The organism is Acinetobacter sp. 1124_18A, from assembly GCF_052824995.1.
Genome location: NZ_VTDF01000001.1, coordinates 592045 through 605400 on the forward strand (window position 1 = coordinate 592045; position 13356 = coordinate 605400).

Consider the following 13356-nt stretch of genomic DNA (forward strand, 5'->3'; position numbering starts at 1 on the left):
TTTTTGTGTTGTGTGATTGGTTTTTGATTTTAATTATACTTTCCCACCTCGATATGGGACTATCCGATTATCAAAATGCTAAAAAAATGTGTTTTTTCATTGGTATACATCTTGCCTCTCAATTTATATGCTGCTCAAGTGGATGAGTTGCGAGAGCAGGCTATTCACACTTACAAAACTGGACAAACTCACCAAGCAATATTGCAACTGGATCAATTGCTAAAAACCTATCCGCATGATCAAAAATTGCTAGCTGATTATTTAGTTGTAATGTCAAATGAAAAAAAAGATCTTTTAACTTTTTCTCAGCATCTAGTGAATATTAATTTGGTTAGTTTTCCAGAATATGGACAGCTACCTTTAATACGTAATTTTCGTGATTTTAAACACTTTAAAAATGCGATTGATTGGTCGAATAAATTTAATATTCAAAAAACGCCTGATGGGCAGATTTTGTTAGCAGTTTTATATGCTGAAGCTAAAGATGCTGTAAATGCTAAAGCACAGTTAGCAAAAATTAATAGTAAAAATCTGAAGACTGATCAACTTGTGCAAATAGCCTATGCATATCGACTCATCAATTCGCCTGTAGATGCTTTATCTGCAATTGAGCAAGCATATAAGCAGCAGCCCAAGTCTTTTGCAGTTTTACAAGAATATAGTTATGACTTAGCGGCTGTGGGGGCTTATAACAAGGCTCAGCAATTGTTGCTTGCTAGCGATAAAAATGCACAAACAGAATCGTTACAACACTGGCTACAAGTCAGTGAGTTTTCTCAACGTGTAAATAATGCCATTGCTCGTTATAAATATTTGAATCGGGAAGGCATGTCGGATAGTGAAGGCTTTGCTGAGCTTGATACTGTGTTGAAGCAAGGTGAGCAAATGCAGCCTTTGATTCAACCATCAGACCCTAATTATTTAAGATTCCATTATGATTATTTGTACGCTTTGGACTTCCGTGGGCGCAGCCGTACAGTATTAGATCAATTTACTAAATTAAATGTGCATTTAGAAAAACTGCCAGCCTATGTTCGTCATGCAATAGCCGATAGTTATTTAGCTGAAAGACAGCCACAGCAAGCTGAACTTGCTTTTAAAACCTTGCTCACTGAAAAAAACTATTCAGATATGACGGTATATACTGGACTGTACTATTCATATATTGAACAAGAAAAATATAAACAAGCTGAACAATTTTTGAGTGAGGTTGATCGACTTGTTCCGATGTATAAATATAGTCAGGCAAAAGGGGTGGATAAAACAAGTCATCCCGACCGTGATGACTATATTACTTTACAGGGCATGCATTTCGCTTATGCGAATCATCTTGATCAAGCAGAAAAGCATTTTCAAAAACAAGTAGATCTTGCACCTGCCAATGAAGGTCTAATTAATAATCTGGCTCGTGTTGAGCGTTGGAGAGATAAACCTCTACAGTCCAAGCAAACTATTTCTCGTTTAAATGGTTTAACTCCAGTTGCCAAAGATACTCGAATTAACCAGATGCAAAATGCTCAGGCTTTAGGAGATATTCCAGAATGGCGTAAAAATACTGAAAGTCTTTTGGAATATTACCCTGAAGATGGTGGAGTAATTAAAAGTCGAAAAGAGTTAGATGACCGCAATAGACCGACAATTTCTCACTCAACAACTTGGGGGCAAAGTAAGGCAGATAGTAGTAGCGATTCTGTGAGTGGTCAGAATGGTTTAAAAGACCGCGAAATGGAAACCCGTGTTAATAGTCCATGGATCAAAGATAATTATCGTTTATTCGCTTGGCATCAAGATCGTTACGGAGAATACCGTTTTGGTGATGTACATGACCAACGCTATGGTGTCGGGGCTGAGTGGCAAGCAAACCGTAAGGCATTGTCGGCAATTTTGTCTCAAAGTACAGATGGTGGACAAGCAGGTGTTCGGCTCGATTGGTCGCAATGGTTAAATGACCATTGGCAGTATCAATTGCAATATGACAGCCAAGCTAATATTCCATTACAAGCAATTGATGCTGGTGAGGATGGACAAGCTTACCGTGCTGCTTTGACATGGCAAAAAGATGAGTCACGTCAGATTGGGGCGAGTTATGGCCTAACTGATATTAGTGATGGTAATAAACAACAAGAATTTTCGACTTTTTGGCGCGAACGATTATTTGATGCGCCGCACCATATTACCTATGGAACCGTTCGTGGATTTTATGGCAGCAATAGCCAAGATCAGACTGCCTACTTTAGTCCCAGTAACCATTACAGTGCTGAGTTAAATTTAAGTCATGACTGGGTAACTTGGCGAGAATATGAGCGTTCATTTAAGCAGCATTTTGAAGCTGGAGTGGGACTTTATAAACAAGCAGATTACTCGGCTAGACCAACATACTCTCTGCAATATCAGCATCAATGGCAGCTCTCGCGGACTTGGCAACTTAATTATGGAATTGGTTGGCAATATCACCCATACGATGGTCATGATGAGCAGCATACCTACGGTATTTTCGGATTTGAAGGGCGTTTTTAATGAATAATATGATGTCAAAAATGTTGAGCTGTGTATTTGCTTCAACATTATTACCCGTACAATTTTCTCATGCCCGCATTGAAACTGAACTACCAAAAAATCATACGGTTTCTTTAACTTTTCATGATGTGCGAGATGATGTGTTAAAGGAAGGTGACCGAGATGTTTATGCGATTCAGACCAATAATCTGGCGCAGTTTTTAGATTGGCTGAGTCAATCTGACTGGAAGCCGATTCGTTTAAAAGACATTGAGGAAGCTCGTAAGCAAGGTAAAGAATTGCCTCATAATTCTATTCTACTTACTTTTGATGATGGGGCTTTGAGTAGTTATAGCCGAGTATTTCCATTACTTAAGCAATATCAGATTCCGGCAGTTTTTGCTCTTCCGACCAGTTGGATAAATGGCAATACGCAGGCAGGTTATGAAGCCTATGGTCAAGGTAACTTGGTGAACTGGGCTCAAGTTCGTGAAATGCAAGCATCTGGTTTAGCTGAGTTTGCAAGCCATAGTGACGATTTACATCATGGCATATTGACCAATCCTCAAGGCAATGAGCAACCTGCTGCGACTTCGTATGCATATTTAAAATCGCAATCACGTTATGAAACGGATGCAGAATATCAACAACGTATTTTGCAAGATTTGAAAAAATCTTACGCAGTTTTGAAAAAAGAAGTCGGTGTTAATCCAAAAGCAATTATCTGGCCTTATGGCGCCGTGAATGAGCAATTGGAAAAACTAGCGCAGCAGGCAGGTTTTGAGTTTTCTTTCAGTTTGGGTCGTGATGGTATGAATCGGGTGAGTGATTCAACTTTTAAACGAAGCTTGGTTATAAATAACCCTACAGCTGAACAGCTCACTGAAGGTATGTTAAATATTTTGAACTTTGAAGAGTCAGATTTATTTAAACAGCCTCGTCACTTTGTGAGTATGGATTTAAAGCAGTTAGCAGCGCCACAAAACACGCAAACAGATGAAAAATTAGGACAGTTGTTATCAAAACTGTATAGCTTAAAAAATAATGCCTTGATCTTAAAACCTTTGGAAGATAAAGATGGAGATGGGCAATATGATGTCGCTTATTTCCCTACAGATAAAATGCCTGTTCAACAAGATATTTTAAACCGTAGTTTATGGCAGGCTCAAACTCGTGCGGGCCAAGCGGTAATATTAGAGTTACCTGCTTATCCTCAAAAAGATAAGCCATTTTTAGCAGTAGATTTGGCAAAAGATATTGCACGCTTAAATAGTAATTTAAGTGGTATTCAGCTTAATGCGGGCACATCTTTAAATTGCGAAATGCAAACAGTAACCGCTCAAGAGAATAGCTGTATTGAACAATCAAAACATCTTGCTCAACTTAGCCAATTTACCAAAAAAGCTGTAAAGCCTTATTTAAATATGAGTAACCAAGGGCAGTTTATTTTATTGCTTACTCCTGATCTAGACCATGTAGAAAATCTACCAGCACTTTTAAAAACACTTTTATCGCAACATGATTTGGTCAATTTAAAGTTGGATATGATTGGTAAGAAAAAGCAATTTAATCAGGTGTTAGCACTATTAAATACGCTTAATGAAAAAGATAAGCAAAGAATTATGCTGACTTTAGTGTTGCCAGAAAATGCTTCAAAGACCAATTGGGAAGAAGTACAACAAGGGCTCTTTTCGATTCAGCGAACAGGGATTCAGAAGTTCGGGATTGATGGCTATAGTTTTGAAAAATCAAAAGATGTACATCAATATTTATATAATCCGGTTAGTTTGAACGCTAGCCCTGTCATGTATCAGCCTTTTGCTGGATTAGTAGAGGGGAAAAAGTAATGAGAGTATTACTCGATATTCTATTTGCTTTTGCCTTTTTATATCCTTTACTCATGGCTTGGACATGGATGGTAGGAGGACTTTGGTTCTTCTTTAAGAGAGAATACCGCGAACAAGCGCTTCCTGAGCCGACCAGCGAAGGGTGCAGTATCATTATTCCGTGTTTTAACGAAGAAGCTCAAGTGCGACAAACGATTCGGTATGCACTGCAAACGAAATATCCTAATTTTGAAGTGATTGCTGTCAATGATGGAAGTAGTGACAAAACAGCTGAAATCCTTGATGAATTGTCAGCGCAAGATTCGCGACTTCGGGTTGTACACTTAGCAGAAAATCAGGGTAAGGCTGTAGCTTTAAGATCCGGAGTACTGGTCAGTAAATACGAATATCTTGTTTGTATTGATGGGGATGCATTGTTACATCCGCATGCTGTACTTTGGTTAATGCAACCATTTATTAACTTCCCGCGAATTGGTGCGGTAACGGGTAATCCACGAATTTTAAACCGATCAAGTATTTTAGGAAAATTACAGGTTGGCGAATTTTCTTCGATTATTGGTTTAATTAAACGTGCACAGCGTACATATGGTCGTATTTTTACAGTGTCTGGTGTGATTGCAGCATTCCGTAAAACAGCGCTCGTTCGAGTCGGGTTTTGGTCAGACGATAAAATTACTGAAGATATTGATATTTCATGGAAGCTACAGCTGGACCATTGGGATATTCAGTATATTCCACAAGCGCTTTGCTATATTTATATGCCCGAGACATTTAAAGGCCTATGGAAACAACGCCTTCGCTGGGCACAAGGTGGGGTAGAGGTTCTTTTAGAATATATTCCACAAATGTTCAAATTACGCGTACGTCGTATGTGGCCAGTGATGCTTGAAGCTCTTGTTAGTATTATCTGGTCTTATGTCATGATTATGATCTTCACACTGTTTTTTGTGGGATTGTTTGTTGACTTACCTCTGCAATGGCAGATCAAAACACTGATGCCACAGTGGTACGGCGTGATATTAGGTGGAACATGTCTGATACAGTTCTTGGTTAGTTTGTGGATTGATCAGCGCTATGACCGTGGACGCTTCTTTAGAAACTATTTTTGGGTCATTTGGTACCCGTTATTTTTCTGGCTGCTTACTTTATTTACTAGTGTTGTGGCTGTACCAAAGACTTTATTTAACACTAAAAAACGTGCCCGTTGGGTGAGCCCAGACCGCGGCTTCCGTGGAGATAACCCATGAAACCTGAGGAAAATAAGGATATAGAGACTTTAGATATCCCCGAATATATTGATCAACCTGAATATGTGAAAAATAAAACAGCAAACTATACATTGCAAACTATTGGGTGGATTTGTTTGATGTGGTTGCTTTTCCCATTGGTTTCACTGTTTTTATGGGTTTTTGAAGGGCATCTAATTTATGATTATGTTTGGGTCGATCATTTATCAGAAGTTAAGACCTTACTTCATTTAGCATTACTCATTGGAATTAGCGCGCTCATTTTAATTTTGTGGGCGAGTTATAACTGGATTAGGTTCAGTGGTGAAGACCGTCGGACTAAAGCACCGAATAGTTCTGTTGAACTGCTAGCTGCCCAATTTTCGGTTAGTCCCGAGATCTTGAGTGAATTGCAAAAGAAACAACGCATTATTTTGCATTACGATGATCATGGCAATTTGCAAAAATATGAGTAAATGATAAAAAGCATGGCCTAAAGCCATGCTTTTTATTTTTATGTAGTTATTCTGATAATGATGTCGACGGGTTGCTCTACACCATCCATGCTTTGAATTGATGTATTGGTTACCTTAACAATAGGCCAAGTTTGTAATTTACAGTTAGATTTTTGGAGTGCAGCATAATAACTATCAGATTTAAAAAATACTTTCTTAGTCGTTGCCATATTGGGGGTTAAAAGGCGCTTAAGCCATGTTTCATTTACTTGAGTTTCAAGAAAACGTAATGCCAGAAGACTTTTTACACGATTGTTAAATAATCTCCGGTTTTTAATAATGAGTGGATGCGTAATTAACTTGTGTGTGACCATTTGACTATTGGGCAAAATAAAGTGAGGTGTAATTTGAAATACGGTCACAAATTTTGCTTGTTGGCAGATTTTTTCAAGATGGGTCACGGTATCTTGATTTGTACCAATAATAGCGACAGATGAATGTGAAAAATCAAACTCTTTAATTGAGGTTGACGGAATAACTTGACCAGCAAAGTCTTCAAAATCTTGAGCTGTATTTTGAAAAATTACTGATTTTGAAGCGTTATTTTTAATATTAATACTCATTTTCCAAAAGTCCTTTTGGTTTTTCAATCATGATGTTTTTATCGTTTTAATATAAATAACCAAGCAGGAAGTTGGGGTAAAGTCTTTTCAGATAGATGGTCATCCCATACTCGAAATCAATTCAAGTATGGGGAAGTGAAGCAGAGTTTTAATGTTCTGTTTTTACATTCATGAGTTGCGTAAAACTGTCTAGACGCTTCGTTGTGTCGTATATATCACATGTAAAAATAAACTCATCAACATCGTATGCCGCTAAAAGCTTTTGTAAACCAGTGCGGACAGTCTCAACTGAGCCTATTTGTGCCATTGCATAGAAGTTCTCAACAGAAAGCTGTTCTGCTGTATTCCATAGTCCCTGCATTGATTCAACTGGTGGTTTAAGTTTTAAGCTTTCGCCACGAATTAAGCCTAATACGCGTTGGTATGCACTTGTTGCTAAAAATTGTGCTTCTTCATCAGTATTTGCGACTACAACCGGTACACCCATAGAAACGTAAGGTTTATCTAAATAAGCAGAAGGCTCAAAGTTCTCACGATAGAGTTGGATGGCTTGGCCTAGCATACGTGGCGCAAAATGCGATGCAAATGAGTAGGGTAGACCAAGTTTTGCAGCCAATTGCGCACTAAAAAGGCTAGATCCAAGTAACCAAACAGGAACATGGGTATTTTGCCCTGGAGTTGCAATAATCTTTTGTCCTGCTTGCGGTACATCAAAATATTTTAGGATTTCAACAACATCTTTTGGAAATTGATCTTCTGTTTCTTGATGCCCACGACGTAAAGCTCGCATGGTGAGTTGATCTGTACCAGGAGCACGGCCTAAACCCAGTTCAATACGATTTGGATATAAAGTAGCAAGTGTTCCAAATTGTTCTGCGACAACTAAAGGAGCATGGTTAGGAAGCATAATTCCACCTGAACCTAAGCGAATATGCTGTGTATGTGCTGCAATAAAACCGAGTAAGACAGCCGTAGCAGAGCTCGCGATTCCATCCATATTGTGATGTTCCGCAAGCCAGAAACGTTCATAACCTAGTTTTTCTGCATGTTGTGCTAATTCTAATGCGTGACGTAACGAAAATTCGATGGTTTTATCATTACGAATAGGAGCAAGTTCCAAAATTGAAAACTTGGTATCTTGAAGTGATCGCATGCGATATTCTCGAATAAGGGTATATCGAAATACTACGATATATAGGGATTAATGTATATCGTTTTTTTTCGATATTAGGTTTTATCTCTCAATAAAAAAGCACCCGAAGGTGCTCTTTTGATTCATATATGAATTAGCGGTTTTTGTACCAGCCGCGATGTAAACCATTGTCATGACGGCGATGGCCACCTTTACTATAGTAACGACGGTCACCATCGTCATATCTACGATCATAGCGATCATAACGACTACCACGATCATAGCGATCATTGTAGTTACGATCTTCAGAAACTTTACGACCTAGCGCTGAACCACCCGCAGCACCTACCGCTGCACCAATGTAACCACCGTTGGTACCGCCCATGTTTTTACCGACTGTATAACCAGCTCCACCACCTAAAGCACCACCAATCGCAGCTTCTGTACGATTGCGACGGTCACTCGCTGCGGCTGCACCACCAGCACCACCTAAAGCCGCACCAATTGTAGCGCCTGTTGTGCCACCCATGCTTTTACCAATTGCTGTACCAACCACACTACCTAACGCAGAGGTTGCAGCAACACGGGTACCATTATCTGCATGTGCAACTGTCACCATAGACGATGTTGCAATTAATGCACTAGCTAACCAAATATTCATTTTCATCTTGTAGCTCCATGTCCTTTTTACTGAGAAGGACAGTATTTTTATCTTGAGATAAATGTAATCAAAAATTTCGTGATAATTATGGAGAACCCCAAAGGCGATACGCTAGTTTTGTGTCTGTTTGTATTGTTTCTATTAATTTGTGGATAAATCCTGAGCAAAAGAGAGATGGTGAATATTTGTTGATCCTAATAAAAAAGCACCCGAAGGTGCTTAGTGACGTTTCATCAAATTTGATTAGTGATGACGACGGTGTTTTTTCTTCCAGTGCTTAGAAGATCTGTCAGCATCACGGTCTTTAGAAATCTTATTACCTAGTGCAGAACCACCCGCAGCACCTAACGCAGCGCCAACGTAACCACCATTTGTACCGCCCATGCTTCTACCAACGGTATAACCAGCACCACCACCTAAACCACCGCCAATTGCAGATTCTGTACGGTGACGACGGTCACTTGCAACTGCTGCACCACCAGCACCACCTAAAGCAGCACCAATTGTTGCGCCAGATGTACCACCCATGCTTTTACCAATTGCCGTACCAGCGACACTACCTAAAGCAGAAGCGGCTGCTACATGTGTTGTATTGTCAGCATGAGCTACAGTAACCATAGAAGTTGCTAAAACAGCGCTACATAACCAAGCATTTAATTTCATTTTTTACTCCGTGTCCTTAGCAGCAGGACCCTATATCTTTTGTTACGGCAAATGTAACAAAACACGTTTCTTAAAATATGGAGAACCATCAATTCATTATTGTAGTTTAGTGTCAGGTTTGTATGTTTTCTATTAAAATAGAATGTTTAATACTCATATAGATAAATATGAGTCTCATTTAGCTTTAATGAGTTCATTATTCGCCATCTGAACAGAGAAAATTGATTAAAGCTCTTGTAGCAGAAGACATATATTTATGTTGTGCATACAGTAAAGAGAAGGGACGTGTGTGACCTACATAAGCCTCAAGTAAAGGTTGTAATTTTCCTTGTCGAATTTTTTCATTAACAATAAAGCTGTAACTCTGACATATCCCTAATCCACTTTCAGCAAGAGAAACTACGCCTAAAATATCTTCTTTTACTAGAATCCGATTTGTTGGTGTCCACTGAATTTCTTGATCTACATCTTTAAAGAACCATGGAATGACCTTACCACTGCTAGGTAATTCAAAGGCAATACATTGGTGATGATTTAATTCTTCCAAGGTTTGAGGAATACCCATACGTTTTAAATAATTAGGTGAAGCAACAAGTTGAAGAGGGGCAAGTTCCAGCGGTCTGGCTACAAGAGAGCTATTAGGGAGATGTCCTTGACGAATAGCTAAATCAAAACCTTCAGCAATTAAATCAACATTTCGGTTAGATATGCTGATCTCAATTTGAATGTCTGGATATTGCAAAAGGAATTTTTCTAATAAAGGTGGTAAGCGATAGTGTCCATAAGTTGTAGGAACGCTTAATTTGATTTTTCCAGAAATTTGCAGTTGTTCACCTTGAACCACACGTTCTGCATGGTCAATTAACTGAAAAGCATGCTGCATTTTTTCGTAATAAAGTTGGCCAGCTTCAGTCAAGCTTAAATGACGAGTGGTCCTTCTAAAAAACTGGATACCCAACTTTTTCTCTAGCCGTGTAATTGTTCTACTAATGACTGAAGGCGTTGTGGACAAATAGATTGCAGCTGCACTAATAGAAAGCTTTTCAGCCACAATTAAAAACACTTCAACATCGGCAAGATGGTCAAATTGACGAGACATTTTGTCCTCAAACGCAAAAAAGATTTGTAAATGTGGTTGTTTTTCTACCTTGCTGGCAAAAATAGAATATATCCATCCTAGTTATAAATCCAGCACAAGGCTGGAAAGAAGGTTGAATGATGAAATCTCTAAATAAAATAATGCTTGCAGTAGTGACCGCTTCAGCAGCATTAAGTGCAAATGCTGCTTATGTATTAGTTGTATTGTCTGATGAAGGGCAGTTAGAGCTAAAAAATGGTCATATTTTTAAAACAGGCTTTTATTTAAATGAGTTAATGCAGCCTACAAAAATGCTTTTAGATGCGGGGCACACAGTAACTTTCGCTACACCAAAAGGGAAAGCCCCGACGTTAGATGAGTCATCAAATAGTGCGATGTACTTTAATCAAGACGAAAAGGCATTAAAGCAGTACGCAGGCTTATTGCATGATCTAAAGTTAACGTCGCCTCAAGATTCTCCAGTTTTAAGCCTGTCTCGTATTGAGCAAATTGGCATAGATCAGTTCGATGCTATTTATATTCCAGGTGGACATGCACCTATGCAAGATCTATTAAAAGATAAACAACTTGGGAAAGTTTTGACGGCTTTTCATCGAGCTAGAAAACCTACAGCTCTGGTTTGCCATGGCCCTATTGCATTGATGTCTACTTTACCGAATGCTTCTGAAGTCGTTCAGCAACTTGAGCAAGGCAAAACCGTAAAAACTGGAGAGTGGATTTATAAGAACTATCGGATGACTGTGATTAGTAACCAAGAAGAAGAACAAGCGAAGGCTTTGTTAAAAGGTGGTGAAATGAAGTTCTATCCACAAACGGCATTACAGTCAATTGGTGGTAAATATCAAAGTAATACGAATGCTTGGACTCCAAATGTCGTGGTGGATCGTGAACTTATTACGGGACAAAATCCAGCCTCGGCTGTTCTGGTGGGTAAAACATTATTAGAAAAATTAAAATAAATAGACATGGTAAAGAGGTTTTATGAATAAAGCCTCTATTGCCTTATTGGGTAAAAAGGTGACGTATTAATTTCTATAAAAAAGCTAAATTAGAGGCGAGTAAATAAATCTCATCTGAAATCATTATATTTATAAGTTGTCACTTACTGTGAAAGTTGATGAATTGGCTGATTATATATGTCATTTGAGCGGCATAATCTGTAAACTATGCGCTATTTTTACGATTTTGCTTATCTTCTATATTTACATAGCGTTCGATAAGCTTTTTGGACTTTTGAGATATTTCCTCTTATGAAAGCGTCACTCCGTTTACGACTTGATCAACTCTGTGATCGACATGAAGAACTTACCGCGTTGCTTGCAGATGTGGAAGTCATCTCCGATAACAAACGTTTCCGTAAATTGTCTCGTGAACATAGTGATTTATCTGAAATTACCGAAGTTTGGGGCAAATACCGTCAAGCAGAAGAAGATATTGAAACTGCTGAGTTGATGAAGTCTGACCCTGACTTTAAAGATATGGCAGAAGAAGAAATTCAAGCGAATAAAGCGTTGCTTGGAGAGTTAGAAAGCCAGCTCAATATTTTGATGATTCCAAAAGATCCAAATGATTCTAATGCAGCTTATTTAGAAATTCGCGCCGGAACGGGTGGTGATGAGGCTGCAATTTTCTCTGGCGACTTATTCCGCATGTACAGTAAATATGCCGAGACACAAAATTGGCGTATAGAAGTACTTTCTGAAAATGAAGGTGAGCATGGCGGCTTTAAGGAAGTCATTTGCCGTGTAGATGGCGATGGTGTGTATGGCCGCTTGAAGTTTGAAAGTGGTGCGCATCGTGTGCAACGTGTACCTGCAACTGAGTCACAAGGTCGTGTGCATACATCGGCTTGTACAGTTGCAATCTTGCCTGAAATTGATGTTGATACCAACGTTGAGATTAACCCAGCAGATTTACGTATTGATACTTACCGTGCATCTGGTGCAGGTGGTCAGCACATTAACAAAACAGATTCGGCAGTGCGTATTACCCACATTCCAACTGGTACAGTAGTTGAGTGCCAAGAAGAACGTTCACAGCATAAAAACAAAGCCAAAGCGATGGCTCTTTTGGTATCGCGTTTAGAAAATGCAAAACGTGCAGCAGCTGATGCAGCAACTTCTGAAATGCGCCGTGATTTAGTGGGTTCTGGTGACCGTTCTGAACGTATTCGTACGTATAACTACCCGCAAGGTCGTATGACTGACCACCGTATTAACCTAACTTTATATAAGTTAGATGCGATTATGGAAGGTGATTTAAATGAATTGCTTGATAGCTTACATCGCGAATATCAGGCAGATCAGCTTGCAATGCTTGCACAGGAAAATGGCGGCTAATGAATATTGCTCAAGCGCTTGCAATTCGTGGTGAGCCTGACAGTTATGAACGACAGGAAAATGCTTGGTTACTTGAGCATTTTCTAAAAATCAATTCGCTTGAATTAAAGTTTAGACTTGAGCAAGAGTTAACAGCTCAACAAGAACAAGACTATGTAGCTGGTCTTGAACGTATTCAAAAGGGTGAACCTTTAGCTTATGTAACGGGTTCACAGCCATTTTGGACGCTCGATTTAAAAGTGACATCTGATACTTTAGTGCCACGACCTGATACTGAAGTTTTAGTTGAAACTGTCTTAAATCTAAATTTGCCAAATATTTCAAATATTGTTGATTTGGGAACAGGTACTGGAGCTATTGCGCTTGCCTTAGCGAGTGAACGTCCAGCTTGGTTCGTCACAGCAACTGATATTGATGCGCCTACTTTAGAAGTGGCAAAAGAAAATGCACTAGCTCATCATTTGCAACGTGTAAAATTCGCTTGCGGCGCGTGGTTTGAAGCACTAAAGCCACAAAAATTTGATTTAATTGTTTCTAATCCGCCGTATATCGACCCTGAAGATGAACACATGCAAGCTTTAGCGACAGAGCCACGCCGTGCATTGGTTGCAGATCATCAAGGACTGGCTGATATTGAAACTATTATTGCTCAAGGGAAAAACTGGTTAAAACCACAAGGCTGGATTGCACTAGAGCATGGTTATGATCAGGGACAAGCTGTTCGAAATATATTTGCTGAGCATGGTTTTAGCCAGATTAAAACCATTCAAGACTATGGCCAAAATGATCGAGTCACTTTGGCGTGCTGGATTTAA

Annotated in this window: 12 protein-coding genes; 7 read left to right on the forward strand and 5 right to left on the reverse strand. The window is 39.1% G+C overall.

Annotation, left to right across the window (positions count from 1 at the left end; all coding sequences use genetic code 11):
• Window positions 1–75 precede the first annotated feature (75 nt).
• The 4 genes from pgaA to pgaD are packed head-to-tail and all read left to right on the forward strand — an operon-like array spanning window position 76 to window position 6045.
• Complete coding sequence (gene pgaA, locus FY048_RS02925; RefSeq protein WP_446090055.1) at window positions 76–2517, forward strand: poly-beta-1,6 N-acetyl-D-glucosamine export porin PgaA; 2442 nt, start codon at window positions 76–78, stop codon at window positions 2515–2517.
• A complete protein-coding gene (gene pgaB / locus FY048_RS02930; RefSeq protein WP_446090056.1) occupies window positions 2517–4343 on the forward strand; it encodes a poly-beta-1,6-N-acetyl-D-glucosamine N-deacetylase PgaB in 1827 nt (608 codons plus the stop codon). Before pgaA ends, pgaB begins: the two co-directional genes overlap by 1 nt.
• Complete coding sequence (gene pgaC / locus FY048_RS02935) at window positions 4343–5590, forward strand: poly-beta-1,6-N-acetyl-D-glucosamine synthase (RefSeq protein WP_446090057.1); 1248 nt, start codon at window positions 4343–4345, stop codon at window positions 5588–5590. Before pgaB ends, pgaC begins: the two co-directional genes overlap by 1 nt.
• On the forward strand, window positions 5587–6045 hold the full coding sequence (pgaD, locus tag FY048_RS02940; protein ID WP_005039615.1) for a poly-beta-1,6-N-acetyl-D-glucosamine biosynthesis protein PgaD: 459 nt from the start codon (window positions 5587–5589) through the stop codon (window positions 6043–6045). The genes pgaC and pgaD overlap by 4 nt, the downstream gene beginning before the upstream one ends.
• Window positions 6046–6083: 38 nt before the next feature.
• On the opposite strand, the gene FY048_RS02945 is transcribed toward pgaD, so the two are convergent.
• From FY048_RS02945 to FY048_RS02965, 5 genes are all read right to left on the reverse strand, one after another.
• The gene (locus FY048_RS02945) at window positions 6084–6647 is read right to left on the reverse strand and encodes a flavoprotein (protein ID WP_446090058.1); all 564 of its coding nucleotides are present in this window, start codon (window positions 6645–6647) and stop codon (window positions 6084–6086) included.
• Window positions 6648–6795: 148 nt separating this feature from the next.
• Window positions 6796–7800, reverse strand: a complete 1005-nt coding sequence (locus FY048_RS02950; RefSeq protein WP_446090059.1) for an LLM class flavin-dependent oxidoreductase — start codon at window positions 7798–7800, stop codon at window positions 6796–6798.
• Between the two features lie 133 nt (window positions 7801–7933).
• Complete coding sequence (locus FY048_RS02955; protein WP_446090060.1) at window positions 7934–8446, reverse strand: hypothetical protein; 513 nt, start codon at window positions 8444–8446, stop codon at window positions 7934–7936.
• Between the two features lie 237 nt (window positions 8447–8683).
• Window positions 8684–9103: a glycine zipper domain-containing protein gene (locus tag FY048_RS02960; RefSeq protein WP_005039626.1), complete on the reverse strand. Its 420-nt coding sequence runs from the start codon at window positions 9101–9103 to the stop codon at window positions 8684–8686.
• A gap of 196 nt (window positions 9104–9299) precedes the next feature.
• Window positions 9300–10202, reverse strand: a complete 903-nt coding sequence (locus tag FY048_RS02965; protein ID WP_446090061.1) for a LysR family transcriptional regulator — start codon at window positions 10200–10202, stop codon at window positions 9300–9302.
• Between the two features lie 119 nt (window positions 10203–10321).
• On the opposite strand from FY048_RS02965, the gene FY048_RS02970 reads away from it, so the two are divergent.
• The 3 genes from FY048_RS02970 to prmC all read left to right on the forward strand — a co-directional run bounded on the left by FY048_RS02970 (window position 10322) and on the right by prmC (window position 13356).
• Entirely contained in the window at window positions 10322–11161 is an 840-nt protein-coding gene (locus tag FY048_RS02970; protein WP_446090285.1) for a type 1 glutamine amidotransferase domain-containing protein, read from the forward strand.
• 291 nt (window positions 11162–11452) lie between these two features.
• Window positions 11453–12541: a peptide chain release factor 1 gene (prfA, locus tag FY048_RS02975; protein WP_446090062.1), complete on the forward strand. Its 1089-nt coding sequence runs from the start codon at window positions 11453–11455 to the stop codon at window positions 12539–12541.
• The gene (gene prmC / locus FY048_RS02980; RefSeq protein ID WP_446090063.1) at window positions 12541–13356 is read left to right on the forward strand and encodes a peptide chain release factor N(5)-glutamine methyltransferase; all 816 of its coding nucleotides are present in this window, start codon (window positions 12541–12543) and stop codon (window positions 13354–13356) included. Before prfA ends, prmC begins: the two co-directional genes overlap by 1 nt.